Genomic DNA, 25,611 nt, shown 5'->3' with positions numbered 1-25,611 from the left:
GGCGGGCACGTTATCGTCAGCGTCAGAAGCCGGTCGGCGCGGGCGCGACGATCGCGACCTGCCCCTCGCGCACCTCGCGCACCTCCATCGCCCGTTCGATCACGCCGCTGCGCCCGAAGCGGAACGGGCCGTCGAGACCGAGGAAGCCGCCTTCCTCGTAGAGCTGCGCGGTCGGGAAGTCGCTGCCCACGCGCCAGTCCTGCGCGACGCGCAACGCCAGCAGCACGCCGTCGTAGCCGAGGGTGGAGATGCGATAGGGCTGCGATCCGAAGCGGCTGCGATAGCTGTCGGAAAACCGCTTGAAGCGCGCGTCGGACACCGCGGAGAACAGCGCGCCGCGCAGCGCGGAAGCGCTCGTGACCGCGCTTTCGCCGCTCCACAGTTCGGTGCCGATGATCCGCGTGCCGCCGGCGTCCGTCCGCAACTCGCCCGCCGCCTGCGCCGCAAGGCGCGCGCCGTCGGCAATCAGCACGGTGTCGTAGCCGCCCTGCTGCGCCAGCCGCTGCGCCGCGCTGACGATCGAGGTGTTGCCGCGGGCGTAAGTCTCGCTCGCGACCACGCGGCCACCCGTTCCGTTGACCGCATTCGACAGCGCGGCTTCCGCCCGGCGCCCGTATTCGCCTTCCGGCACGATCGCGGCGAAATCGGTCGCGCCGCGCTGGCGCGCGTAGCCGACGCTGCGCGCGATCGACTGTTCGGGGATATGGCCCATGACGAAGACGTTCGGCCCGGCGACGCCGGTATCGTTGGAGAAGGCGATCAGCGGCACGTTGGCCGGGCGCGCCTGGGCGAGCACCGAAGGCACGTTGCCGCCGAGCAGCGGGCCGAGGATCAGCTTGTTGCCGTCGGCGATCGCGCGGCGCGCGGCGTCGCCAGCGTTGCCGGAGGTGTCGTAGGTGGTGATGCGCAGGCTGTCGGCATTGGTGTCGAGCAGCGCCATCGTGGTGGCATTGGCGATCGACTGGCCGACCGCGCCGTTGGTGCCCGACATCGGCACCAGCAGGGCGACGCGGTGGCGGGCTTCGTCCTGCGGCAGATTCGATTCGGTGGGCGTCGGGGTCGGGCCCGGCTCGGGCGCGGTGGAAGTGGTCGGCCCCTTGGGAATGATCTGGCACCCCGCCAACAGGGCGCTTGCCCCGGCGATAACCAGCATCCGCCGATCCAGTTTCCAACGCTTCATGCTTGCGGCTCCCCTTCGTCGTGTCCATTGGTGCGGAGGTGGCCCACCAACCTCTCCAGCCCGGTCTCTATATAGTCGCGACCCCGATTGGCAATCTCGGCGACATTACCATGCGGGCAGCCGAGACGCTGGCACGGTGCGACGGCGTGGCGTGCGAGGATACGCGCGTGACCGGCAAGCTGATGAAGCACCTCGGCCTGTCGAAACCGCTGTGGCGGTACGACGATCACGCCGGGGAGAAGGATCGCGCGCGCCTCGTCGCCTCGATGCACGAGAAGGCGGTTGCGCTGGTCAGCGACGCGGGCACGCCGCTGGTGTCGGACCCCGGATACCGGCTGGTGCGCGACGCGCGCGCGGCGGGCGTTCCCGTAACCACGTTGCCCGGCGCCTGCGCGGCGATTGCGGGGCTGACGCTCTCCGGTCTGCCGAACGACCGCTTCCTGTTCGCCGGCTTCCTGCCGAACAAGGACAAGGCCCGGCGTGCGGCGCTGGAATCGGTCGCTGGGGCGCAGGCGACCGCGATCTTCTACGAAACCGCGCCGCGGCTGACAAAATCGCTCGCGGCGATCGGCGAGGTGTTGCCGGGCCGCGAGGTAGCGGTCGCGCGCGAGGTGACCAAGCTGCACGAGGAATGCCGGACCGGCAGCGCGGAAGACCTTGCGGAACATTACGCGGCGCATCCGCCCAAGGGCGAGATCGTGCTGATGATCGCGCCCGCAGGCGACGAGCCCCCGGGCGACCATGACGTCGACGCCCTGCTGCGCGCGGCGCTCGAAACCGCGAAAGCGTCGCAGGCGGCGGCGCAAGTGTCGAAGGCGACCGGGCAGGATCGCAAGGCGCTCTATGCCCGCGCGCTCGAACTGCGCCGATGAAGCGCCAGCGCGCCGAACGGCAGGGACGCGAGGGGGAAGGGCGCGCGGCGCTGTGGCTCCAGATGAAAGGCTGGCGCGTGCTCGACCGGCGGCGCCGGACGCCGCTCGGCGAGATCGACCTCGTGTGCAAGCGCGGCGGCACGATCGCCTTCGTCGAGGTCAAGTGGCGCGGATCCACCGCCGAACTCGATCACGCGATCGACGAATACCGCCTGAGCCGCGTCGCCGCTGCGGTCGAGGCGGTGGCGCACGAATACGCCACCGAGGGCGAGGATATCCGCATCGACGTGCTGCTCCTTGCGCCGGGCGGCTTCCCCCGCCACATCGTCAACGCTTGGCAGCCCTGAAGGAACGAGAATGAGTTTGCGCGTCGCCGTCCAGATGGACCCGATCGAAACGGTCAACATCGCCGGCGATTCGTCGTTCGCGCTGATGCTGTCGGCGCAAGCGCGTGGGCATCGGCTGTGGCACTATGACGTCACTTCGCTCGCGTGGGAGGAAGGCCGCGTAAGTGCCTGGGCGCGCGAGGTTTCCGTGCAAAACACGCCGGGCGATCACTTCGCCTGGCAGGGCGAGCGGGCAAAGATCGACCTCGGGCGCGATATCGACGTGGTGCTGATGCGGCAGGATCCGCCCTTTCATCTGGGCTACATCAGCGCCGCGCTGCTGCTCGACCGGCTGAAGGGCGAGACGCTGGTGGTCAACGATCCGCGCGAGGTGGTGAACGCGCCGGAAAAGATGTTCGTGCTCGATTACGCGCGCTTCATGCCGCCGACGCTGGTCGCCCGGCGGCTCGAGGATATCCGCGCGTTCCAGAAGAAGCACGGCTCGGTGGTGGTCAAGCCGCTCCACGGCAACGGCGGCAAGGCGATCTTTCGCATCGACGCGGAGGGGACCAACCTCTCGGCGCTGTCCGAAGTCTTCAACCAGACCTGGCCCGAACCGCACATGGTCCAGCCCTTCCTTCCCGAAGTGGCCGAGGGGGACAAGCGTATCGTGCTGGTCGACGGCGAATTCGCGGGCGCGATCAACCGCTTCCCGGGTGAAGGTGAGTTCCGTTCGAACCTTGCACAGGGCGGCCATGCCGAAGCTGCCCAGCTGACCGCGCGCGAGGAAGAGATCTGCGCCGCGATGGGGCCGGAGTTGAAGCGGCGCGGCCTCGTGTTCGTCGGGATCGACGTGATCGGCGGCAAGTGGCTGACCGAGATCAACGTCACCAGCCCCACCGGCATCGTCGCGATCGACCGCTTCAACGGCACCGATACCGGCGCACGCATCTGGGATGCGATCGAGCGCAGGCTTGCGGAGGGCGCCGCCGCCGGATAACGGCCCGCTCCGGCATGACCAATTTCATCCTCGATCTGATCGAAGGCTGGGGCTACCTCGGCATCGCGATCCTCATGTTCCTCGAGAACGTGTTCCCGCCCATCCCGTCGGAAGTCATCATGGGCCTGGGCGGCGTCGCGGTGTCGCAGGGGCGCTTCGATTTCTGGACGCTGGTCGCGGTCGCGGTCGCAGGCACCGTCCTCGGCAACTACGTCTGGTACGGGATCGGCCGCTGGATCGGCTACGAACGCCTCAAACCCCTGATCGACCGCTACGGCCGCTGGCTGACGCTAGACTGGGAAGAGGTGGAAAAGCTCCACGACTGGTTCATCCGCTACGGCTCGGGCATCGTCTTCGTCATGCGCTTCATGCCGGTCGCGCGGACGATGGTGTCGCTGCCCGCCGGCATGGTCGGCATGTCGCAGATCAAGTTCCTGATATGGACCGCCGCGGGTTCGGCGATATGGATCGCCGCGCTCGCCGGGGCGGGCAGCTGGTTCGGCCGCCGTTTCGCGCAGTTCGAGCACCTGATCGGACCGCTGGCACTGGTGGTCGCGGCGCTGGTGGTCGCGCTGTACCTCTACCGCGTCATCACCTGGAAGCCACACGATCAGCGCTAGCGTTAGCGCTCGCGCGGATGTGCCGCGCGGTAGGTATCGAGCAGCGTCGCGGCGTCGACCTTCGTGTAGATTTGCGTCGAACCGAGGCTCGCGTGGCCGAGCAGCTCCTGCAGACTGCGCAGGTCCGCCCCCGCGCCGAGCAGGTGGGTGGCGAACGAGTGGCGCAGCGCATGCGGGGTCGCGGTGGCGGGCAGGCCGAGCGCGATGCGCGCGCGCGCGGTCGCCTTCTGCACCATGCCCTGATTGAGCGCGCCGCCCTTCGCCCCGCGAAACAGCGGCTCCTCGCGCCCGAGCGGCCAGGGGCAGCGGCGCGTGTAGTCGGCCACCGCCTCGCGTACGATCGGCAAGATCGGCACCACGCGCTGCTTGCCGCCCTTGCCGGTGACCGTCAGCGTTTCGCCCAGCGGCGCGTCGCCGCCGGTGAGCGAGAGCGCCTCGGCGATGCGCAGGCCCGCACCGTAGAGCAGCAGCAGCACCGCGCGGTCGCGCGCGCCGATCCATTCCTCCGCCGCGTCGGCAGCGACCAGATCGGCGAGGTTGCCCGCGTCGTCGGGCGTTACCGGGCGGGGCAGGCCCTTCTTGATCCGCGGGCCGCGCAGGCGGGGCGGGGTGGCTTCGCCGGCCCCCGTCCGCTCGCGCGCGTGGGCGACGAACGCCTTGAGCGCGGAGAGCTCGCGCGCCGTCGAGGCGTTGGAGAGACCGTCCGCCCGGCGGCGGGCGAGCTGGGCGCGCAGGGCACCAGTGTCGAGGCGCGCGACATCGTCCCAGTGTTCGATCCCGGTCGCGGCGAGCAGGTTGCGCGCGGCTGCCAGATAGGCGCGCACCGTGTGCGGCGAGCGGCGGCGGCCGGTGGCGAGATGCTGGTGCCAGCCTTCCAGCAGATCGGCCATGCTCATGCTGCTACCAGTGCCGGATGGACGAGTTCGCCGAGCACCGCGTCGAGCACCGGCATTCCCCGCGTGGTGACCGTTAGCCGATCATCGTTCCGCTCGACGAAGCCGAGGCGCATGAGCATGTCGAGCGCGTGCGGATCGACCAGATGCGCAGGGTCGAAACCGAAGCGCGTGGCGATATTGGAGAGCGAAATTCCCTCGGCGAGCCGCAACCCCATCAGCAGCGCTTCCGACGCGCGCGTGGCGGGCGTCAGCGGCGTATCCTCACGGATGCCGTGGCCATGCCCCTCGACCGCCGCGAGCCAGTTCTCCGGCTTCCTGTGCCGCTGCGTCGCCCTGTCGCCCCGCCGCCCATGCGCGCCGGGGCCGATCCCGCAATAGTCGCGGTAGCGCCAGTAGGCGAGGTTGTGGCGGCTCTCCTGCCCTGGCCGGGCGTGGTTGCTGACTTCGTAGGCGGGCAGGCCCGCACGGGCGGTCAGCGCGCGGGTCAGCTCGAACAGTTCGGCGGAAGGATCGTCGTCGAGCGGGGCGAAGACGCCGCGCCGCACATCGGTGGCGAAGCGCGTGTTGGGCTCGATCGTCAGCTGGTAAAGCGACAGGTGCCCGGTGCCGAAGCCGAGCGCGCGGGTCAGTTCGGCGTCCCACTCGGCCTCGGTCTGTCCCGGTTGGGCGTAGATCAGATCGAAGCTGACGCGCGCGAACCGGCGCTGCGCCACGTCGAGCGCGGCGAGCCCTTGGTTGACGTCATGCAGTCGCCCGAGAAAGCGCAGCGTCGCGTCGTCGAGCGCCTGCAGCCCGAGCGAAACGCGGTTGATCCCCGCCGCCGCCAGCCCCGCGAACGCCGCCGCCTCCACCGACGAGGGATTGGCCTCCAGCGTGATCTCGATGTCGGACGCGAAGCCCCACAGCCGCTCGGCTTCGGCGAGCAATTCACCGACGAGGTCGGGGGGCATCAGCGACGGCGTGCCGCCACCGAAGAAGATCGATTCGAGCGGCGCGCCGCCCGCCAGTGCGGCTTCGTGCCGCATGTCGGCGACCAGCGCGGCCTGCCACGCCGCGTGATCGACGCTGGCGCGCACATGACTGTTGAAGTCGCAATAAGGGCATTTCTTCAGGCAGAACGGCCAGTGGATGTAGAGTGCGGTTGCCACGCCGATCCTTTAGCATATTCGCGATCCCCCGCGAAGGCGGGGGCCTCGGGCAATTGGAGCGCCAGACGGCCTGAGGTCCCCGCCTTCGCGGGGACTCGGCTCAGCCGAACTGCTCGGCGACCAGCTTGGCGAACGCGTCGGCGCGGTGGCTGATGCGGTGCTTTTCCTCGGGCGCGATCTCGGCGAACGTCAGATCATGGCCCTGCGGCACGAACACCGGATCATAGCCGAAGCCGAGCTCGCCGCGCGGCGGCCAGGTCAGCGTGCCGGGCGCGGTGCCTTCGTAGACCGCATGCTCGCCATCGGGCCATGCGATAGCCAACACGCAATGGAACGCCGCGTCGCGCGGCGCGTCGGCGCCCTTGGCGGCGAGCATCCCTTCGACCTTGCCCATCGCCATGAACCAGTCGCGTCCCGGCTCGCCCTCGAACCACTGCCGCTCGGCCCAGTCGGCGGTGTAGACCCCCGGCCGCCCGTCGAGCGCGGCGACCGACAGCCCGCTGTCGTCCGCCAGCGCGACGATGCCCGAAGCCTCCGCCGCCGCGCGCGCCTTGAGCAGCGCGTTCTGGACGAACGTCGTGCCGGTTTCCGCCGGTTCGGGCAGGCCGAGCGATCCGGCGCTCAGGCACTCGACCCCGTAAGGATCGAGCAGCGCCTGAATTTCCTTCAGCTTGCCCGCGTTGTGCGTGGCGATGACGAGTTTGCCGTGGCCGAGCTTGCGGTTCATTTCGCTTCTCTTTCTTTGTCACTCCCGCGAAGGCGAGGGTCCATTCGGCGTCCCGGTTTGCGACGGACCGCCATGGATTCCCGCATTCGCGGGAATGACAAGTGTTCTGATATGTTACCCCTTCGCCGCCTCCAGTTGCGCGGCGAAGATGCGGTCGCAGCCCATGCGCGCGAGGCGCAGGAGGCGCAGCAGGCCTTCCTCGTCGTACGTCGCGCCCTCGGCGGTCGCCTGGACCTCGGCGATCTGGCCGCCGGAGATCAGCACGAAGTTCGCGTCGGCATCGGCTGAACTGTCCTCGTCGTAGTCGAGGTCGAGCACCGGCGTGCCCTGATGGATGCCGCAGCTCACCGCCGCGACCTGTGCCGTGATCGGATCGTCGACCAGCGCGCCACTCTTCATCAACCCGTCCACCGCGAGCCGCAGCGCGACCCACGCGCCGGAGATCGCGGCGGTGCGGGTGCCGCCGTCGGCCTGGATCACGTCGCAATCGAGCGTGATTTGCCGCTCGCCGAGCATTTTCAAATCTACCACGGCGCGCAAGCTTCGCCCAATAAGGCGCTGGATTTCCTGCGTTCTACCGCTCTGCTTGCCGCGCGCGGCCTCACGCTGGCCGCGGGTGTGCGTGGCGCGCGGGAGCATCGAGTACTCGCCCGTTACCCAGCCTTCGCCCTTACCGCGCAGCCATGGCGGCACGCCCTTCTCCACGCTCGCGGTACACAGCACGCGGGTATCGCCGAAGCTGACGAGGCACGAACCCTCGGCGTGCTTGGTGAAGCCGGTTTCGAACGAAAGGGCGCGCATCTCGTCGGGCGCGCGGCCGGAAGGTCGCATGAAAATCTCCGTGTCTGAAATTCGCGGATCGCCCTAGCGGGGTTGTGCGTTGGTGGCCAGCGCGCCGCGAAGGGCGCGGCAGCACTCGAGGCTTTTTCGATGAACCGAACGACCGCCGCCCCGCTTTCCGCTCTGCTTGCATTAGGCGCGCTCGCGGGTTGCGTCACGCAGCCCGACGAAACGGCGGACAGCGCCGAGCGAATCTCCTACCAACGCGGCCCCTGCTTCGGTTCTTGCCCGGTGTTCTCGGTCGAGATCGACGCGAGCGGGCAGGGCACCTATCGCGGCGAGCGCTTCGTGGCGGTGCGGGGCGAACGGCAATTCACCGCCACGCCCGCGCAAGTCCGCGCGTTCGAGCAACGCCTCGCGCCTTATCGGCCGGCGAGCGATGTGGCCTACAACCACGGCAACTGCGACGGCCCGATGGCGACCGACCAGGCTGCGGTCGCGATATCGTGGGGCGACCCTGCGGGCGACGGCACCGTGCTCGAATGGAACACCGGGTGCCGCCAGCCCGGCCTCGCCGAGAACCGCGAAGCCATCATGACGGCATGGCGCGAACTGCCGCTGGACGATCTCGTCGGCACGGCGGAGGACCGTTTCCAGTACGACCGGGATTGATCGCGCGGCGCGCTCGGGCCAATCTGGCGCCGCCATGCCCACGCCACCCGTCACCGAACTGACCGACCGCGCCCGCGCGATCTTCCGCCTGGTGGTGGAAGGCTATCTCGACAGCGGGCAGCCGGTCGGATCGAAGACGTTGGCGGGGGCCAGAACCGGAGACGGCGCCGCACTCAATCTCTCCCCCGCCTCGATCCGCTCGGTGCTCGCCGATCTCGAATCGCTCGGCCTGCTCGCCGCGCCGCACACCAGCGCGGGCCGGATGCCGACCGAAAGCGGGCTGCGCCTGTTCGTCGACGGGATGATGCAGGTGGCCGAACCCACCGCCGCCGAGCGCAAGGCGATCGAGCGGCGGCTCGCCGATCCTGGCCCGATCGAACAGGCGCTGGAGCAGACCAGCGCGATCCTCTCCGACATTTCCGGCGCGGCGGGCATGGTAATGGTCCCCCGGCTCGAACCCCGGCTTGCACAGTTCAGCCTCGCCAATCTCGGGCAGGGGCGCGTGCTCGCGGTGCTGGTGGGCGAGGACGGGGCGATCGAGAACCGGGTGATCGAGCTGGGCGAGGGCATCTCGCCGCAACTGCTCGAACAGGCGAGCAACTACATCACCGCGCGGCTTGCGGGCCGGACGCTGCCCGAAGCCGCCGCCGCGATGCGCGCCGAGATCGCTTCGGGCCGCTCGCAGCTCGACGAGGCGAGCAGCGGGCTGGTCGAACGCGGGCTCGCGGTGTGGAGCGAGGACGCCGCGCGGCGTCCGGTGCTGATCGTGCGCGGACAGGCGCGCCTGCTCGACGATGCCGCGCTGACCGATCTGGAACGCGTGCGCTCGCTGCTCGACGACCTCGAGAACAAGCAATCGGTCGCCGAACTGCTCGAAAGCGCGCGCACGGCGGAAGCGACGCGCATTTTCATCGGCAGCGAGAACCGGCTGTTTGCGCTCTCCGGCTCGTCGGTCATCGCCTCCCCCTATCGCGACCGCGAGGGGCGAGTGGTCGGCGTGCTGGGGGTGATCGGCCCCACTCGGTTGAATTACGCGCGGGTCGTCCCCATGGTGGATTTCACCGCCCGGTCCCTGGGCAAACTCATCGGATAGATACGAGCAATATGAGCGACAACGATACGCGCAAGGAAGACGGTCGGCCGCACGACGAGGCCGTCGAAACGGAACTGAAGGGCGTGCCCGAAGAGTTCCTCGAGGATGATGACGACGCGACCGGCGAAGGCGGTGTCGAGGATGCGCTCGCCGCTCTGCGCGCCGATCTCGACGCGGCCAAGCAGGACGTACTCTACGCTCGTGCCGACACGCAGAACGTGCGCCGCCGCCTCGAAAAGGACGTGCAGGACGCGCGCAGCTATGCCGCGACCGGCTTCGCCCGCGATATCCTCTCGGTGTCGGACAATCTCGCTCGCGCGCTGGACCATGTGCCCGCCGCCTTGCGCGAGGACGAGCAGGCCAAGCGCTTTGTCGAGGGTATCGAGGCGACCATGCGCGAGATCGAGAAGGTCTTCGCGCAGCATGGCATCACGCGGATCGCCGCCAAGGGCATGCCGCTCGATCCCAACCAGCACCAGGCGATGATGGAGGTTCCGGCCGAGGAAGGGCAGGAGCCCGGCACGATCGTTCAGGAGTTGCAATCGGGCTACATGATCAAGGATCGCCTGCTGCGCCCCGCGATGGTGAGCGTCGCGAAATAGCACCCAATAACAGGGGAGAGGGTCGAATGAGGTTTGCGTTTCCGGCGGCGGTGCTTGCCGCCAGCATGATCGCCGCGCCGGTGCAGGCGCAGGATGGCGCCGACGAACGCCTCTCCGCGCTGACCGACGAATACTACGACTACCAGCTCGACCAGTATCACCAGATCGAGGAAGCCAACGGCAGCACCGCGCCGGGCGACCGGCTGTGGTCGGTGACCCCCGAAGCCAATCTCGCGCGCGCCGAGCGGGCGCAGGCGTTCCTCGACCGGCTCGAGGCGATCGACCAGAGCGCGCTCGAGGGCTCGGCGGCGATCGACGCGCAAGTGTTCCGCACGCTGCTCGAGGCGGAGATCGGCGACGCGCGCTTCCGCGAATGGGAAATGCCGTTCGATAGCGACAGCAACTTCTGGAGCTATCTCGCGCCGAGCAGCGGTTTCGTGACGGTCGAGGAATACGAGCGCTATATCGCCCGGATGCGCGATATTCCGCGCTATTTCGACGAACATATCGCCAATGCGCGCGCCGGGCTGGAGCGCGGCTTCAGCGTGCCGCGCGCGACGCTGGAAGGACGTGACGCCTCGATCGCATCGGGTGTGGCGGAAGACCCGGAACAGAGCCCGTTCTGGAAGGCCTTCGCCGACATGCCGCAGCGCATTCCCACGGCCGAGGCCGAGCGGCTCAAGGCCGAGGGCCGCGCGGCGATTTCCGGCAGCGTTACACCGGCTTATGCGGAATTGCTCACGTTCTTTCGCGACGAATACCTGCCGCAGACCCGCGAGACGCTCGCGGCCGAGGAAATGCCTGACGGCGCGGCCTACTACCAGCAGCAGATCGAGCAATATACCACGCTCGACCTGACCGCCGAGCAGATCCACCAGATCGGGTTGGAGGAAGTCGCGCGGATCACCGCCGCGATGGAGAAGGTCAAGGCGGAAGCCGGGTTCGACGGCACGCTGGCCGAGTTCATCACCTTCCTGCGCACCGATCCGCAGTTCGTCGCCGATACGCCCGACGAACTGATGGGCGTTTCCGCCTATGCCGCCAAGCGGGTCGACGGGGTGATCGCCGATTACTTCGGCTTCCTCCCACGCCATCGCTTTGCGATCCGCCCGGTCGATCCGGCGATCGCGCCGTTCTACACCGCGGGGCGCGGCGGGCTCGATGCCTGCCAGATGAACACGCACGACCTGCCTTCGCGCCCGCTCTACAACATTCCCGCGCTGACGCTGCACGAGTGCATCCCCGGCCACAGCTTCCAGATGGGCGTCGCGCTGGAGCAGGAGGAAGCGCCGCGCTTCCGCCGCCAGACCTATTTCTCCGGCTTCGGCGAAGGCTGGGGGCTCTACGTCGAATATCTCGGCGGCGAGATGGGCATCTACCGCACGCCGTACGAGAAGTTCGGGCAGTTGAGCTACGAGATGTGGCGCGCGGCGCGCCTGGTGATCGACACCGGCATCCACCACTGCGGCTGGAGCCGGCAACAGGCGATCGACTATCTCGCCAGCCATACCGCGCTGTCGCAGCACGAGGTCGGCACCGAGGTCGACCGCTACATCAGCTGGCCTGGGCAGGCGCTCGCCTACAAGCTGGGCGAGATGACCATCCGCCGGGTGCGCGCGAAAGCGGAAGGCGCGCTGGGCGAGCGGTTCGACATCCGCAAGTTCCACGATGTCGTGCTCTCGCTCGGCTCGGTGCCGCTGCCGGTGCTCGAAACCCGGATCGACGCGTTCATCGCCGATGGTGGGCAGGGCCTGCCTGGCGTCGAATACGACTGACAGGTCAGCCGGTTCGCCGCGCAGCGGTCCGCAGCCTGGAACCTAATCGCGGCCAGTTCGTAGCAGCCGGACAGGGATGCAACGGAGACCCATGATGAAAACGAAAATGCTGCTCGTGCCGGCGCTGCTCGCTTCCTCGCTGAGCCTTTCGGCCTGCGCCGAAAACTACGCCGCCGAAGGTGCGGGCCTGGGTGCCGCTGCCGGCGCCGCCGCCGCCGCCATCACCGGCGAGGATTTCGAGACCTACGCCATCGCCGGTGCTGCGATCGGCGGTCTGGCAGGATACCTCAAGGACAAGAACAACAACTGCGACGGCTGGCGCGACCGCGATGGCCGCCGCTATCTCGACGACGATTGCCGTGGCGACAGCCGCTATCGCGACTATTTCCGCTGATCGATACCCGATCGACAGACAAAGGGCCGCTCCTCACGGGGCGGCCCTTTTTCGTTGTGCGGCGAAATCGCGTCAGACGGTCTGCGCGCGGTTCTCGTCGCGGTGCTTCTTGAGATACTTCATGAACGGCGTGCCACCGGTGCCGACATCGGGATCGTTGCCCGCGATCGAACCGGCCTGCTTGTTGATGTAGCTCGCCGCATATTCGAGATGTCGCGTGCGGAAGCGCGCCGACTGCTCCAGACACGCGTTGAATGCGTCCTTGAGCGCCTGGTTGCCCGATGCGGTCACGAAGTCTCGCAGTGTCGACTGCGCCGCCAGATCTTCGATGAAGCGGCGGTGCGGTACCGGGCGGTACTGGTGCAGTTCGTCGAGGAAGCTCTTGAGCGGGTCGTCCGAGTGGCCGACCTGGAACAGCGCGTCCATCGCGGGCACGATGCTCGACTGGCTGCCGGTCTGCCCGCGGAACGCCTGCGGCGTATCGCCGAACCGCTCGATCCCTTCGTACACCAGCCCGCCGCCGAGCGCCGGATTGTTCGCCCAGCCATGGATGTAGGGGCGCACGCGGTGGAAGTAGATGTACGGATCGCAGCGCTCGGGCATGCGCGCGAAGTGGCCGTAGATCCGCTCCCACGCCTGATCCATCTCGACCAGCAGCCGGGTCGCCTCGGCCTCGTCGCCCTGCTTCGCCACGCTCACCAGTTTGGCCGCGTTGTCGAGCAGCACGCCCGCCTCGGCCTCGATCGCGACGTGGACCAGCACGAACCAGTTCTCGTCGTCCCCGCCGAGGAAGTTCTGGTGCATCACGATGTTGTCGAGATCGACCGGCCCCGACTTGTCGAGCCGATACCAGTTGTCGAGCACATAGCCCGAATAGGGCAGCAGCGGCGCCTGCCCCAGCCGGTCCGCGATCGCCACCATCGGGCGCGCGAGGTCGGCGGGCAGGTGCGCGGGCGGATCGGCCTCGCCCCAGACATAGGCCTGCACGAGAAACGAATAGTGCACCATCGCGGTGCGGACCTCTTCCTCCGGCGCTTCCTTCGCCCAATCCTCGATCCGCGGATCGGGAAGCGCGTCGAGCCAGTGGCGCACGCGGCCGGTGGTCAGCAGGCCGGAAAGGTTTCCGGCGGCCTCGACCACGGCGTCGAACTGGCGGGGGAGGGCGATCGAATCGATCTCGTAATGCGAAAGGAAGCCGCGTTCCCGCGACATCCCGTAATCCTTGAGTTCCATGCGTGAACCTGCATGCCGGGCGCGGGTTGGGCCGCCCGGTCATGGCGCCTGTTGGTATCGTTTGAAACCGCTTCGCTCAAGAGGCGCCGGGAAAACGCACCAGCATGTCGTAGGCGGAAACATCGGGCGCGCCCGCCACGCGCACGCCATTTCGCAGCCAGAACGCGTGCTTCACGATCTCGGCCTGCTGTTCGATCCCGTAGCGCTCCAGCGGCCAGCCGGGCTTGAGCGAGTAGTCGTATCGCGCCCACGGCATCCGGCGCGTTACCAGATACCACTCGCCGCGGGTCTGGGTCTGCCAGACATGCGTCATCTCGTGGACGAACAGGCCCTGCCTGATGAGCGGTACTTGCGCGAAGTCCTCGCAATAGGCCTCGCCCAGCGGGTGAAAATGCAAGTGGCCGCGCGGGGCCATCGTCACCTTGCGCGGCTGGAAGGGGAAGAACTTGCGCCGCCGGATCGTGACCTTCGCATAGTCGATCGCCTCGCCGAACACGCTGCGGGCGAGCGCGATCTCGCCCGTCGTCAACGGCCGTTCGCCGCCCGCCGGGCAGGCCGGGGCGGCGGAAACGGCCGCTTCGTTCAGCGCTCTTCCCCCGGACCCTGGATCGGGGCCTCGAACGTGGTCTTGTCGCCGCCCGAGACGGTCAGCGTCACTTCGGTCGTGCCGCCGGGCTGGAGTTCGGGCGAGACGTTCATCGCCATCACGTGCTTGCCGCCCGGCTCGAACGCGATCTTGTCGCCCTTCTTGAGCACCAGCGGCAACATCTCCGCCATCTGCATCTGGCGGTTCCATTCGGCGTATTCGTGCAGCGTGGCGCTCTCGGCGCCTTCGACGTGCGCGCGGTTGAGCGCCACGCTGCGGTCCCCGTCGTAGGCGAGATCGAAATAGACCGCCGCCGGATTGCCCTCCACCGGAGCGAGAACCATGCGCGCGTTGGTGATCGTCATTCCGGGCACGCCCTCGGGCGCTTCGGCCGGCTGCTCGCTCGCGCTGTCCCCGCAGGCGGCGAGCCCCAGCGTGGCGACGGACAGGAATGCGGCGGCCAGAACGGATGATTTCACGGTGGTTTCTCCCCTTCGTATCGTTCTCGACGCTAGCCGCGAAGCTCCCTTGTGCCAACTGAAACCGCACCTATATCGCGCTTCGTAATCGAGCCGCCGAACCGTTTCGCCGATACCCGGGAAACACAGCGTGCGGCGTCCAACCAAAGCAAGTGGAATAGGGAAACCATGGCGAAAGTAATCGGTATCGACCTCGGCACCACCAATTCGTGCGTTGCCGTGATGGACGGGGGCAAGCCCAAGGTCATCGAGAATTCGGAAGGCGCGCGCACCACGCCGTCGATCGTGGCGTTCACGAAGGACAAGGAGCGCCTGATCGGCCAGCCGGCCAAGCGCCAGGCGGTGACCAACCCCGACAACACGCTGTTCGCCATCAAGCGCCTGATCGGCCGTCGGTTCGACGATCCGCTGACCAAGAAGGACATGGAGCTCGTCCCCTACGACATCGTCAAGGGCAAGAACGGCGATGCCTGGGTCGAGGCCGGCGGCGAGGACTATTCGCCTTCGCAGGTTTCCGCCTTCATCCTCCAGAAGATGAAGGAAACCGCCGAGAGCTACCTCGGCGAAACCGTCACGCAGGCGGTCATCACCGTGCCCGCATACTTCAACGACGCGCAGCGCCAGGCGACCAAGGACGCCGGCCAGATCGCGGGTCTCGAAGTGCTGCGCATCATCAACGAGCCGACCGCGGCCGCGCTCGCCTACGGCATGGACAAGGACGACGGTAAGACCATCGCCGTCTACGACCTCGGCGGCGGCACGTTCGACGTCTCGATCCTCGAGATCGGCGACGGCGTGTTCGAGGTGAAGAGCACCAACGGCGACACCTTCCTCGGCGGCGAGGACTTCGACAGCGCGATCGTCGAATATCTGGCCGACGCCTTCAAGAAGAAGGAAAACATGGACCTGAAGAGCGACAAGCTCGCTCTCCAGCGCCTCAAGGAAGCTGCTGAAAAGGCCAAGATCGAGCTTTCCAGCGCCGCGCAGACCGAAGTGAACCTGCCGTTCATCACCGCGCGCATGGAAGGCGGATCGAGCACCCCGCTGCACCTCGTCGAGACGATCACCCGTTCGAAGCTCGAACAGCTCGTCGGCGACCTCATCAAGCGTACGCTCGAACCCTGCAAGAAGGCGCTCGCCGACGCGGGCGTGGAAAAGGGCGGCGTGGACGAGGTGATCCTCGTCGGCGGCATGACCCGCATGCCCAAGGTGCGCGAAGTGGTCGAGGAATTCTTCGGCAAGAAGCCCCACACCGGCGTGAACCCCGATGAAGTCGTCGCCATGGGTGCGGCGATCCAGGCGGGCGTGCTGCAGGGCGACGTCAAGGACGTGCTGCTGCTCGACGTGACCCCGCTTTCGCTCGGCATCGAGACGCTGGGCGGCGTGTTTACCCGCATGATCGACCGCAACACGACGATCCCGACCAAGAAGACGCAGACCTACTCGACCGCCGAAGACAACCAGAACGCGGTGACGATCCGCGTCGCCCAGGGCGAGCGCGAGATGGCCGCGGACAACAAGATGCTCGGCCAGTTCGATCTCGTCGGCATCCCCGCCGCCCCGCGCGGCGTGCCGCAGATCGAGGTGACGTTCGACATCGATGCCAACGGCATCGTCAACGTCTCGGCAAAGGACAAGGGCACCGGCAAGGAGCAGCAGATCCGCATTCAGGCGAGCGGCGGCCTGTCCGACAGCGACATCGAATCGATGGTGCAGGATGCCGAGAAGTTCGCCGACGAGGACAAGAAGCGCCGCGCCAGCGCCGAGGCCCGCAACCAGGCCGACAGCCTCGTCCACGCGACGCAGAAGCAGCTCGACGAGCATGGCGACAAGATCAGCGCCGATTTGAAGGGGCAGGTCGAAACCGCGCTTGCCGAAGTCAAGACCGCGCTCGAAGGCGATGACGTCGACGCGATCAACGCCAAGGCGCAGGCGCTGACCGACGTGGCGATGAAGATGGGCCAGGAAATCTACAGCCAGGAACAGGCGAACGCGTCCGCTGACGCCCCGACCGACGGAGCCGCCGCCGGCAGCGAAGGTGGTGCGGAGGAAGACGTGGTCGATGCCGAGTTCTCGGAAGTCGACGACAGCGCCGACGCCGCAGACGACAAGAAGGCCTGAGACGCCCGATGAAGATCGCCGCCGCCGCCGGAGTGTTCGACCCCGGCGGCGGCCCGATCCTTCACGGGGCGCGATAGCATTATGTCGGCAACCGAAATCGATTTTTACGAACTGCTCGGCGTCAGCCGCGACGCGGACGGCGCGACGATCAAGTCCGCCTACCGCAAGCTGGCGATGCAGCATCATCCCGACCGCAACCAAGGCTGCAAGGAGAACGAGGCCAAGTTCAAGGCGATCAGCGTCGCTTACGACTGCCTCAAGGATCCGCAGAAACGCGCGGCCTACGACCGCTACGGCCACCAGGCCTTCCAGCAGGGCATGGGCGGCGGCAGCCATGGCGGGGCGGACTTCGCCGATATCGGCGATATCTTCGAGACCATCTTCGGCAGCGCGTTCGGCGGCGGCGGCGGGCGCCAGCAGGCGCGCCGCGGCGCCGACTTGCGCTACGACATGGAGATCGGGCTCGAAGACGCCTTCCACGGCAAGAACAACCAGATCGAGATCGAAGTCTCGCAGACCTGCGAAACCTGCCACGGCTCGGGCGCGACGCCGGGCACCAGCACGCGCGGCTGCAACTTGTGCAACGGTTACGGCAAGGTCCGCGCGAAGCAGGGCTTCTTCGTGGTCGAACGCCCGTGCCCCAATTGCCACGGGCGCGGCGAGGTGCTGGTCAGCCCGTGCCGTGATTGCGGCGGCGAGGGCTCGGTCGACCGGCCGCAGACGATCGACGTCGAGATACCTCCCGGCGTCGACACCGGCACCCGCATCCGCCTCTCGGGCAAGGGCGAAGCCGGGCCGCGCGGCGCGCCGCCGGGCGATCTCTACATCTTCGTCCACGTCCGCCCGCACGCGGTGTTCCAGCGCGAGGGCACGACGCTGCTCAGCCGCGTGCCGATCAGCTTCACCACCGCTTCGCTGGGCGGAAAGGTCGAGATTCCCGACCTCTCGGGCGAAACGAACACCGTCGATATTCCCGCCGGCATCCAGTCGGGGAAGCAGTTGCGCGTGCGCGGCGCGGGCATGCCCGTGCTGCAGGGGCGCGGACGGGGCGACCTGGTGGTGGAAATCGTGGTCGAGACGCCCACCAAGCTCAGCAAGGAGCAGAAGGCGATCCTCGAACAGTTCCGCGAAACCGAAACCGGTGAGGAATGCCCCGAGAGCCGCGGCTTTTTCGAAAAGCTGAAGGACGCGTTCGGCGGGTGAGCGAGCGTTCGCCCGCGGTCCTGTTCGTCTGCCTCGGCAACATCTGCCGTTCGCCGCTCGCCGAAGCGGCTTTCCGATCCGAAACGGCGCGCGCCGGGCTGACGGTCGAGATCGATTCGGCGGGCACCGGCGACTGGCACGCGGGCAGCCCGCCCGATCCGCGCGCGCAGGCGGTCGCTCTCGCAGCCGGTGCGGACATCGCAGCCTTGCGCGCGCGGCAGGTAACCGTCGACGACTTCTCCCGCTTCACCCATATCTTCGCGATGGACGCGCAAAACCTCGCAGACCTGCGCGCGATCGCGCCGGCCGACACCTCGGCGCGCGTCTCGCTCCTGCTCGATCTGGTCCCCGGTCGTGAGGGCGCGAGCGTCAGCGATCCCTACTATGGGGGCGAGGAACTGTTCGAATATACCTGGGACGATGTGACTGCCGCCGCCCGCGCGCTGGTCGCAGAACTCGCGCGTTAGTCACTCGGTTCGCAATATCTCGCCGCGTATCCGCTCTAGTAGGCCGGGATCGGCGCGCAGGCGGTCGCGCTCCTCGTCGAGGATGGCGAGGAATATCCTCCGTTTGACGTCCGCCGGATCGACTTTCGGTTCGCCGCCTTCGATCGTAGAGCACACCAGGTCGATCATCCGCTCGGCTCCGTGCAGCCGGCCCCACAGATAGTCGTTCTCGCGATAGGCACGGCTGAAGAACGCCCCGAAGTTGTAGAACTCGATCCCGCGCAGGGTGGCGCGCGTGCCGCCTTCGCGGATCGAGCGCGCGTCGTCGGGGCTGATCCGGTCGACCTTCACCGGGTCGAACTCGGTCAACGCCTCGTGCCGGAGCAGCGGCAGCGTGGCGACATCGTAGAACGGGAACCCGAGATAGGTCAGCAGCATCAGCCGCCGCAGGTTCTTGGGCATCCGTTCGAGCGCCTCGGCGAGCATCTGTTCGGCCAGTTCATCGACTTCGGGCAACAGCCGCCGCGCGGCGAGCGCATCGAGCACCGCGCCCGGATCGTCGATCGCGCGCGCGGCGAGCTCCGCGAAATCCTCGCCCAGCTCGTCGTGCCCTTCGCGCGTGAAATAGAGCGCGAGGATCGCGTAGATCGCCTGGCGCGCATCTTCCACCGCGGCGTCGGGAATCTCGGGATCGGCTTCCCACTCGCGTGATAGCCGCCGGGCGAGCAGGCGCAGGCGGCGGACGCGAAAGCCCACGTCGTGCGCGCGGAAGAACGCGATCGCCGCCTCGCTCGCGCCCCCTGACGGCGACGACAGACTGTCGAGCCCCCGTTCGACCAGCGCCGCGCGCAGCCGGGTGGCGATCGGGCGCTCGTCGGCCAGCTTCAGTTCGGGCGCGGCGTCGAACACCAGTTGGGCAAGCGTCTCGACGATCGCGGTAAACTTCGCCTGGGCATACGACTGGAAGGCGTATCCCGCGTGCTCGGCCGCGGCCTGCTGCGCCTTCGCGCGCCAGGCGTGAAGCCGCTTCGGGGTCGGCCGATCGAGGAACAACGTCATCCCGAACAGCTTTTCGACCGCCGCCTCGACATCGGGCCGCAGCGCCGCGATCATCTGCCGCAACCGCTCCGCCTCGTGCGATTGCCGCTCGAGCACTTCGAGGTTGTCGCGGATCGGCTGTTCGCGCGGGATCGTCGAGAGCGAGCCGAAGATCGCGCCGAAGAATCCCACCGGCTCGTCGCCCCGCCCGCCATGCGCGCCGGTGCGGTCGGGGCGCGGATCGATATAGACGAAGCGCCGGTCGACCTCGCGTTGCGCCGGGCGGCCGCGCAAGGCACGCATCGCGCCGTCGAACGGCTTGTTGACCAGCACCGAACCGTCGATCAGCGAAATCGCCTCCGCCGTGCCGTGGCGCATGTTCACCGGCATCACCCGTTCGAGGAAGCGCGCGCGACCGGGCCAGCCGACCTCCCGCTCGCGCGCCAGCCGGTCGATCTCCTCCAGCCGCAACGGCGGGAAGGCGCCCGGAAAGCTCGCGGTCGCGCGCGCGGCGAAGGTTAGTTCGAGCAGGTCCGCCAGATCGCTGCCGCCCTCGGCAGGGGTGCGCGCGTTGAAGCCCACCGGCATCCGGTGCTCGGTCTCCTCGACCACCGGGGGGCTGTTGAGCCGCAGGAGTTCGAGATGGCCGCGGAAATCGGTCGCCGTCACCATCAGGTCGACCGGATGGCCGGGCGGCAGCAGCGGCTTGCCACACGGCGCCTCGGCCATCGCGGCCAGCGCGTCGTAAAGCAGTCGCGAGAAGCCGATTCCGGAGAACGGCGGCTCGAACCAGCGCCCGCGGATGAAGTCCGAAACCTTGCGCCGCACTTCCGATTGCGTTTCGGGCGCGACGCTTTCGGACACCGCGTTGCCCGGCCGCTTGAGCAGCCACCAGGCGAGCGGCTGCGCCCACATCTTGGCGTAGCGCCACATCGGCTCGGCCTCGGGATCGGTCAGCCGCTCGACGTCGGCGGTGGTCAGCCACAGCTCGGTCAGCGGTTCGAGCGACTGGCCCGAATGGATCGCCTGCGCCAGGAACACCGCGTTGATCCCGCCCGCGCTCGCGCCGCTGAGGATATCGGGCAGCACGCGCAGCCGCATGCCGTGCCCGGCCTCGATCGCTTCGAGCAGTTCGCGATAGATGCCCTGCACCCCGTCGGCGGGCGGATCACCGGCATGGAACGCGCGGCTCGCGCTGGCCAGCTTCCACAGCTCCTTGGTGACGCCGTGCATGTAGACCGCCAGGCTGACCCCGCCGTAGCAGACGAGCGCGATCCTCAGTTCCTTCTGCCGCATCGCGCGCCTTGTGCCGTGCCCGGGCCGCCTTGGCAATTGCGTTCCATAAATGTTCCGTTTATCGCCGACGACGATGGCCAAGTCGAAGAAACGCTATGTCTGCCAGGCCTGCGGGTCGGTGTCGCACCGCTGGCAGGGGCAGTGCCCCGATTGCGCCGAGTGGAACACGCTGGTCGAAGATGCGCCCGCGACGGTGTTCTCGCAGAAGCACGACCTGTCGAGCGGCGGGCGGGCGATCGCGTTCGAACCGCTCGATGCGCCGGGCGAGGCGCTGCAGCGGCGCACCACCGGGCTGGCGGAGCTGGACCGCGCGCTCGGCGGCGGGCTCGTGCCCGGCTCGGCGATCCTGATGGGCGGCGACCCGGGCATCGGCAAGTCCACTCTGCTGTTGCAGGCGGCGGCGAAGATCGCCGGGGCAGGGGGCGACACGGTCTACGTTAGCGGGGAGGAAGCCGCCGGGCAGGTGCGGCTGCGCGCTTCCCGCCTCGGGCTGGCCGATGCGCCGATCCGGCTCGCCGCGGCGACCTCGGTGCGCGATATTCTCACCACGCTCGGCGGGATGGAGCCGCCCGCGCTGCTGGTGATCGATTCGATCCAGACGATGCATTCGGACACGATCGAGGGCGCGCCGGGCACCGTCAGCCAAGTGCGCGGCTGCGCGTTCGAACTGATCCGCTATGCCAAGGAAAACGGCGTCGCGCTGGTGCTGGTCGGTCACGTGACCAAGGACGGCAATATCGCCGGCCCCCGCGTGCTCGAACACATGGTCGACGTGGTGATGAGCTTCGAGGGGGAACGCAGCCACCAGTACCGCATCCTGCGCAGCCTCAAGAACCGCTTCGGCCCGGTCGACGAGATCGGCGTGTTCGCGATGGCGGGGCAGGGGCTGGAGGAGGTTTCGAACCCCTCGATGCTGTTCCTCTCCGGCCGCGACGAGCCGCTCGCGGGCAGCGCGGTGTTCCCCGCGCTGGAAGGCACGCGGCCCGTGCTGGTCGAGGTGCAGGCGCTGATCGTGCGGCTGCAATCGGGCGCGACCCCGCGCCGCGCGGTGGTGGGGTGGGACACCGGCCGCCTCGCCATGCTGCTCGCGGTGCTGGAGGCCCGCTGCGGGCTGAATTTCAGCTCGGCGGAGGTCTATCTCAACGTCGCGGGCGGCTATCGCCTGACCGATCCGGCGGCGGACCTTGCCGTTGCCGCCGCGCTGGTCTCCGCGCTCGCCGATCGTCCGCTGCCGCCCAAGAGCGTGTGGTTCGGCGAGGTTTCGCTGGCGGGCGAGGTGCGCCCGGTCGCGCACTCCTCGCTCCGCCTGCGCGAATCGGCCAAGCTCGGTTTCGATGCCGGATACGGGCCGAACGGGAAGGATGGCGGCGGGGATTCAGCCGGCCTTAACTATCGCGGCGTCACCCAGCTCGCCAATCTCGTTGACCGGGTAATGGCCGCTACCTAATTCTGCCGGATATGACTGCTTTCGATATCATCGTCCTGATCATCGTCGGGGTCGCGTCCGTGGGCGGCTTCATGCGCGGCTTCGTGCAGGAAGTGCTCTCGCTCGCGGCGTGGATTCTCGCGCTGTTCGCGATCCGTGCGCTGCACACGCCGCTGACCGCCGCGATGGAGCCCTATCTCGGCGGCGGCACGGGCACCTCGGTTCTCGCCTTCACCTTGCTGCTGCTGATCCCCTACGCCGCGATGAAGCTGATCGCCGGGCGCATGGGCAAGGCCTCGCGCGTGTCGATGCTCGGCCCGATCGACCGGGTGCTCGGCTTCGGCTTCGGCGCGATCAAGGGCGCGATCATCGTCGTGCTTGCCTTCTCGCTGCTGGTGCTCGGCTACGACACGATCTGGGGCGTCGCCGGCAGGCCCGCCTGGATCACCACCGCGCGGACCTATCCGGTGGTGAACGCCAGCAGCGACGCGCTGGTCGAGATGATCCACACCCGCCGCGCGATGCTGCGCGAAGAGGGCGCCGCCGTAGAGGGCGGATAGTGGCCGCGCGCGCCGCCGCCCCGCTGTACACGCCAGAGATGCTCGCGCTCGCGGTCGAACTGGCGGGCTATCCGCCGCTCGATCACGTCGCGGCGCGGGGCGAGGCCGTCTCGCGCACCTGCGGCAGCACGATCGCGATCGATCTCGGGCTCGCGCCCGACGACACCGTGGGTGAGGTCGGGATGCGCGTTTCCGCCTGTGCGGTCGGGCAGGCAGCGGCGGCGCTCTTCGCGCGCGGCGCGGCGGGCCGGACGGCTGCGGATATCGCGCAGGCAGAACGCGCGGTCGCCGGCTGGCTCGAAGGCGGTGCCTTGCCCGAATGGCCGGGGATAGAGGCGATCGCTGCCGCACGCGACTATCCCGGCCGCCACGGCGCCATCGCGTTGCCGTGGAGAGCCGCGTGCGCGGCGCTTTCCAAGAAAGACGGCGCTGGCTAAGCGTTCGCAATCGGGAGACGGGAACGCGGGATGGGTGACGACGCAACGGTGGGTCAGCGCCAGCCGACCGACAAGGAAATCCGCCTGGTGATCGCCGCTTCCTCGGCGGGCACGATCTTCGAATGGTACGATTTCTTCATCTACGGCACGCTCGCCGGGCTGATCGGCGCGGCCTTCTTTCCCAGCGACAACGAGACCCTGCAGATCCTGCTCGTCTGGGCCGGATTTGCTGTCGGCTTCGGCTTCCGCCCGCTCGGCGCGATCCTGTTCGGCTTCCTCGGCGACCGGCTGGGGCGCAAGTACACGTTCCTCGTCACCGTCACGCTGATGGGCATCGCGACCGCCGGGGTCGGCATGATCCCGAGCGCGGCGAGCATCGGCATTGCCGCGCCGATCATCGTGATCGGCTTCCGCATCCTTCAGGGCCTTGCGCTCGGCGGCGAATACGGCGGCGCGGCGATCTACGTCGCCGAACACGCGCCGCCGGAAAAGCGCGGCTTCTATACCAGCTTCATCCAGGCGAGCGTGGTCGGCGGCTTCGTGCTTTCGATCGCGGTCGTGCTCGTGTGCCGGATGGTCATTCCCGAGGACGATTTCGCCGCCTGGGGCTGGCGCGTGCCGTTCCTGCTCTCGATCGTGCTGCTCGGCATCTCGCTGTGGATGCGCCTCAAGCTCAACGAAAGCCCGGTGTTCCAGGCCATGAAGGCCGAGGGGCGCACCGCCGCCAACCCGTTCACCGCCAGCTTCACCTATCCGGGCAACAAGAAGCGCATCTTCGTCGCGCTGTTCGGCGTCACCGGGGCACTGACGACGATTTGGTACACGGCGTTCTTCTCCGGCCTCTCGTTCCTGCGCGGGCCGATGCGGATGGACGAGTTGCTGGTCGAACTCGTGCTGTTCGGCGCGGGCCTGATCGCGATGTCGTTCTACCTCGTAGTCGGGCGCTGGTCCGACCGGGTCGGACGCAAGCGGCCGATCGTGATCGGCTGCGTGCTGACGCTGCTGCTATTGTTCCCGATCTTCTGGGGCATGGGCAAGCTCGTCAACCCGGCGCTCGCCGAAGCGGCGGCGCAGAACCCGGTGGTGGTGTCGGGGCCGCAATGCGCGACCGATCCCTTCGCCGAGCTGTTCGACCGCGAACAGAGCGACTGCGGCAAGGTGCTCGATACGCTGACCGCGAGCGGGGTCAGCTACACCGTCGAAAATGCGCGCGCCTTGGCGATCACCGTCGCGGGGGAACCGCTGGCGCTCGCGCCGCAATGGCTCGACGACGGCACGGCGCGGCGCGACGGGCTCCAGGCCGCACTCGCGGAGCGCGGGTTCGATTTCACGCGGCAATTGCCGCCGCTCGCCAACGTGATCGGCATCGTCGCATTGCTGCTCGGGCTCGGCGCGCTTTCGGCGCTGACCTTCGGTTCGGCAGCGGCGCTGCTGGCGGAGATGTTTCCGCCGCAGATCCGCTATTCCTCGATGTCGATCCCCTACCACATCGGCGCGGGCTACCTCGGCGGCTTCCTGCCGCTGATCTCGGGGATCATCGTCGCGCGCACGGGCGACGTCTACGCCGGGCTGTGGTATACGTGGGCGGTGGTCGCGTTCGGCGTTATCGTCGCATGGTGGGGCATTCCGGGCGGGCCGCCGAGAGATTTCCACGACGATGCTTGAACTTCCGCCGCCGAGCCTGCGGCTAAGACTGGACAAAACGGCCCTCGCGGCGAACTGGCGCGCGCTCGATGCGATGTCGGGCGCGGCGCGCGCGGGCGCGGCGGTCAAGGCCGATGCCTACGGGATCGGAGCGCACAAGGCGGTGCCCGTGCTCCGCGATGCCGGCGCGCGCGATTTCCTCGTCGCGCACTGGAGCGAGGCGCTGGAGGTGCTGCGCCACGTCGATCCCGCGCAGCTCTCGGTGCTGCACGGCCCGATGCGGGCGGAGGACGCCGCCTATGCGCGCGCGGCGGGGATCAAGCCGGTGGTCAACAGCGTCGAGCAGGCGCGGCGCTGGGCCGAAGCTGGCGGCGGACGGTGCGACCTGATGGTCGATACCGGGATCAACCGCCTGGGCGTCCCGCTTGCCGCGATCGGCGATTCCGCGATCGCCGCACTCGATGTCGATATCCTGATGTCGCACCTCGCGTCGGCGGACGAGGACAGCGCATTGAACGCCGCACAGCTCGAGCGGTTTCGCGCAGCGTGCGCGGCGATTCCTTCCCGCCGCCGCAGCCTCGCGAACAGCGCTGGCATCGCGCTCGGGCCCGACTTCGCGTTCGACCTGACGCGGCCCGGCCTGTCGCTCTACGGCGGCGTGCCGCGCGGCGAACTGGCCGGCACGATCCGTCAGGTCGCCTTTCCGCAGGCCGCGGTGATTCAGGTGCGCGATCTCTCGCCCGGCGACAGCGCGGGCTACAACGCGACGTTCACCGCGCACGCGCCGATGCGGGCGGGAGTTGTCTCGCTCGGCTACGCCGACGGCTTCCTGCGCGCGCGCGGGCCGGGCGGCGCGCTCCGTCACGGCGACGCGCGCCTGCCGCTGCTGGGCAAGGTGTCGATGGACATGATCGTGGTCGATCTCACCGCCGCGCCCGAGGTCGACGAAGGCGACTGGCTCGACGTGCCATTCGACTTGCCCGAGGTCTCCGCCGCCAGCGGCCTGTCGCAATACGAACTGCTGACTACGCTGGGCCGTCGCTTCCGCCGGTGAGGG

At 68.3% G+C, this 25,611-nt stretch carries 26 protein-coding genes; 17 read left to right on the top strand and 9 right to left on the bottom strand.

The features are described from left to right. Positions 1–22: 22 nt before the first annotated feature. Positions 23–1,180: a penicillin-binding protein activator gene (locus ACE3QC_RS03295; RefSeq protein ID WP_374405683.1), complete on the bottom strand. Its 1,158-nt coding sequence runs from the start codon at positions 1,178–1,180 to the stop codon at positions 23–25. Positions 1,181–1,218: 38 nt separating this feature from the next. On the opposite strand from ACE3QC_RS03295, the gene rsmI reads away from it, so the two are divergent. The 4 genes from rsmI to ACE3QC_RS03275 are packed head-to-tail and all read left to right on the top strand — an operon-like array spanning position 1,219 to position 3,998. After that, positions 1,219–2,052 carry a 16S rRNA (cytidine(1402)-2'-O)-methyltransferase gene (gene rsmI, locus ACE3QC_RS03290; protein ID WP_374405682.1) on the top strand — a complete coding sequence of 278 codons (834 nt, stop codon included), beginning with the start codon at positions 1,219–1,221 and terminating at the stop codon, positions 2,050–2,052. Next, the gene (locus ACE3QC_RS03285) at positions 2,049–2,399 is read left to right on the top strand and encodes a YraN family protein (RefSeq protein ID WP_374405681.1); all 351 of its coding nucleotides are present in this window, start codon (positions 2,049–2,051) and stop codon (positions 2,397–2,399) included. Before rsmI ends, ACE3QC_RS03285 begins: the two co-directional genes overlap by 4 nt. A gap of 10 nt (positions 2,400–2,409) precedes the next feature. Continuing rightward, on the top strand, positions 2,410–3,378 hold the full coding sequence (gene gshB, locus ACE3QC_RS03280; RefSeq protein ID WP_374405680.1) for a glutathione synthase: 969 nt from the start codon (positions 2,410–2,412) through the stop codon (positions 3,376–3,378). 14 nt (positions 3,379–3,392) lie between these two features. Then, entirely contained in the window at positions 3,393–3,998 is a 606-nt protein-coding gene (locus tag ACE3QC_RS03275; RefSeq protein ID WP_374405679.1) for a DedA family protein, read from the top strand. 2 nt (positions 3,999–4,000) lie between these two features. On the opposite strand, the gene ACE3QC_RS03270 is transcribed toward ACE3QC_RS03275, so the two are convergent. The 4 genes from ACE3QC_RS03270 to rph form a co-directional block, all read right to left on the bottom strand. Beyond that, the gene (locus tag ACE3QC_RS03270) at positions 4,001–4,894 is read right to left on the bottom strand and encodes a tyrosine recombinase XerC (RefSeq protein ID WP_374405678.1); all 894 of its coding nucleotides are present in this window, start codon (positions 4,892–4,894) and stop codon (positions 4,001–4,003) included. After that, positions 4,891–6,042, bottom strand: coding sequence for a radical SAM family heme chaperone HemW (gene hemW / locus ACE3QC_RS03265; RefSeq protein ID WP_374405677.1), 1,152 nt, complete (start codon positions 6,040–6,042; stop codon positions 4,891–4,893). The genes ACE3QC_RS03270 and hemW overlap by 4 nt, the downstream gene beginning before the upstream one ends. Before the next feature lie 100 nt (positions 6,043–6,142). Then, entirely contained in the window at positions 6,143–6,769 is a 627-nt protein-coding gene (gene rdgB, locus ACE3QC_RS03260) for an RdgB/HAM1 family non-canonical purine NTP pyrophosphatase (RefSeq protein WP_374405676.1), read from the bottom strand. A 114-nt stretch (positions 6,770–6,883) separates the two neighbouring features. Further along, on the bottom strand, positions 6,884–7,600 hold the full coding sequence (gene rph / locus ACE3QC_RS03255; protein WP_374405675.1) for a ribonuclease PH: 717 nt from the start codon (positions 7,598–7,600) through the stop codon (positions 6,884–6,886). Between the two features lie 99 nt (positions 7,601–7,699). Between rph and ACE3QC_RS03250 the strand changes: the two genes are divergently transcribed. The 5 genes from ACE3QC_RS03250 (at position 7,700) to ACE3QC_RS03230 (ending at position 12,085) form a co-directional block, all read left to right on the top strand. Further along, positions 7,700–8,221: a DUF6438 domain-containing protein gene (locus ACE3QC_RS03250; RefSeq protein WP_374405674.1), complete on the top strand. Its 522-nt coding sequence runs from the start codon at positions 7,700–7,702 to the stop codon at positions 8,219–8,221. Between the two features lie 34 nt (positions 8,222–8,255). Further along, entirely contained in the window at positions 8,256–9,314 is a 1,059-nt protein-coding gene (gene hrcA / locus ACE3QC_RS03245; RefSeq protein WP_374405673.1) for a heat-inducible transcriptional repressor HrcA, read from the top strand. Between the two features lie 11 nt (positions 9,315–9,325). Continuing rightward, a complete protein-coding gene (gene grpE / locus ACE3QC_RS03240) occupies positions 9,326–9,916 on the top strand; it encodes a nucleotide exchange factor GrpE (protein ID WP_374405672.1) in 591 nt (196 codons plus the stop codon). A 26-nt stretch (positions 9,917–9,942) separates the two neighbouring features. Beyond that, positions 9,943–11,691: a DUF885 family protein gene (locus ACE3QC_RS03235; protein ID WP_374405671.1), complete on the top strand. Its 1,749-nt coding sequence runs from the start codon at positions 9,943–9,945 to the stop codon at positions 11,689–11,691. 91 nt (positions 11,692–11,782) lie between these two features. Beyond that, positions 11,783–12,085 (top strand): glycine zipper domain-containing protein, encoded by a 303-nt coding sequence (locus ACE3QC_RS03230; protein WP_374405670.1) that lies wholly within the window; start codon positions 11,783–11,785, stop codon positions 12,083–12,085. Positions 12,086–12,157: 72 nt separating this feature from the next. Here ACE3QC_RS03230 and ACE3QC_RS03225 read toward each other — a convergent pair whose 3' ends face one another. The 3 genes from ACE3QC_RS03225 to ACE3QC_RS03215 form a co-directional block, all read right to left on the bottom strand. After that, the gene (locus ACE3QC_RS03225) at positions 12,158–13,318 is read right to left on the bottom strand and encodes an indoleamine 2,3-dioxygenase (protein ID WP_374405669.1); all 1,161 of its coding nucleotides are present in this window, start codon (positions 13,316–13,318) and stop codon (positions 12,158–12,160) included. A 76-nt stretch (positions 13,319–13,394) separates the two neighbouring features. Beyond that, entirely contained in the window at positions 13,395–13,847 is a 453-nt protein-coding gene (locus ACE3QC_RS03220; protein WP_374405668.1) for a vgr related protein, read from the bottom strand. A 53-nt stretch (positions 13,848–13,900) separates the two neighbouring features. Then, on the bottom strand, positions 13,901–14,383 hold the full coding sequence (locus tag ACE3QC_RS03215; RefSeq protein WP_374405667.1) for a copper chaperone PCu(A)C: 483 nt from the start codon (positions 14,381–14,383) through the stop codon (positions 13,901–13,903). A 168-nt stretch (positions 14,384–14,551) separates the two neighbouring features. Between ACE3QC_RS03215 and dnaK the strand changes: the two genes are divergently transcribed. The 3 genes from dnaK to ACE3QC_RS03200 all read left to right on the top strand — a co-directional run bounded on the left by dnaK (position 14,552) and on the right by ACE3QC_RS03200 (position 18,174). Beyond that, the gene (gene dnaK, locus ACE3QC_RS03210; RefSeq protein WP_374405666.1) at positions 14,552–16,504 is read left to right on the top strand and encodes a molecular chaperone DnaK; all 1,953 of its coding nucleotides are present in this window, start codon (positions 14,552–14,554) and stop codon (positions 16,502–16,504) included. 81 nt (positions 16,505–16,585) lie between these two features. Then, the gene (dnaJ, locus tag ACE3QC_RS03205) at positions 16,586–17,707 is read left to right on the top strand and encodes a molecular chaperone DnaJ (protein WP_374405665.1); all 1,122 of its coding nucleotides are present in this window, start codon (positions 16,586–16,588) and stop codon (positions 17,705–17,707) included. Further along, positions 17,704–18,174, top strand: coding sequence for a low molecular weight protein-tyrosine-phosphatase (locus ACE3QC_RS03200; protein ID WP_374405664.1), 471 nt, complete (start codon positions 17,704–17,706; stop codon positions 18,172–18,174). The genes dnaJ and ACE3QC_RS03200 overlap by 4 nt, the downstream gene beginning before the upstream one ends. Here ACE3QC_RS03200 and ACE3QC_RS03195 read toward each other — a convergent pair whose 3' ends face one another. Then, positions 18,175–20,487 (bottom strand): patatin-like protein, encoded by a 2,313-nt coding sequence (locus ACE3QC_RS03195; RefSeq protein ID WP_374405663.1) that lies wholly within the window; start codon positions 20,485–20,487, stop codon positions 18,175–18,177. It abuts the gene before it with no gap. Positions 20,488–20,560: 73 nt separating this feature from the next. Here ACE3QC_RS03195 and radA point away from each other — a divergent pair, with 73 nt between their 5' ends. Genes radA through alr form a run of 5 tightly spaced genes read left to right on the top strand, consistent with a single transcriptional unit; the run spans position 20,561 to position 25,608 of the window. Then, entirely contained in the window at positions 20,561–21,934 is a 1,374-nt protein-coding gene (gene radA / locus ACE3QC_RS03190) for a DNA repair protein RadA (RefSeq protein WP_374405662.1), read from the top strand. Positions 21,935–21,945: 11 nt separating this feature from the next. Next, complete coding sequence (locus tag ACE3QC_RS03185) at positions 21,946–22,473, top strand: CvpA family protein (protein WP_374405661.1); 528 nt, start codon at positions 21,946–21,948, stop codon at positions 22,471–22,473. Further along, entirely contained in the window at positions 22,473–22,910 is a 438-nt protein-coding gene (locus ACE3QC_RS03180) for an iron-sulfur cluster assembly scaffold protein (RefSeq protein ID WP_374405660.1), read from the top strand. The genes ACE3QC_RS03185 and ACE3QC_RS03180 overlap by 1 nt, the downstream gene beginning before the upstream one ends. A 30-nt stretch (positions 22,911–22,940) precedes the next feature. Beyond that, positions 22,941–24,575 carry an MFS transporter gene (locus tag ACE3QC_RS03175; protein WP_374405659.1) on the top strand — a complete coding sequence of 545 codons (1,635 nt, stop codon included), beginning with the start codon at positions 22,941–22,943 and terminating at the stop codon, positions 24,573–24,575. Next, entirely contained in the window at positions 24,568–25,608 is a 1,041-nt protein-coding gene (gene alr, locus ACE3QC_RS03170; RefSeq protein WP_374405658.1) for an alanine racemase, read from the top strand. The genes ACE3QC_RS03175 and alr overlap by 8 nt, the downstream gene beginning before the upstream one ends. The last annotated feature ends 3 nt before the right edge of the window (positions 25,609–25,611 follow it).

It is taken from the genome of Pelagerythrobacter sp. (assembly GCF_041912895.1).
GTDB lineage: Bacteria > Pseudomonadota > Alphaproteobacteria > Sphingomonadales > Sphingomonadaceae > Pelagerythrobacter.
The sequence above is the reverse complement of the archived record's forward strand: the minus strand, read 5'-3'. Positions and strand labels throughout refer to the sequence as shown.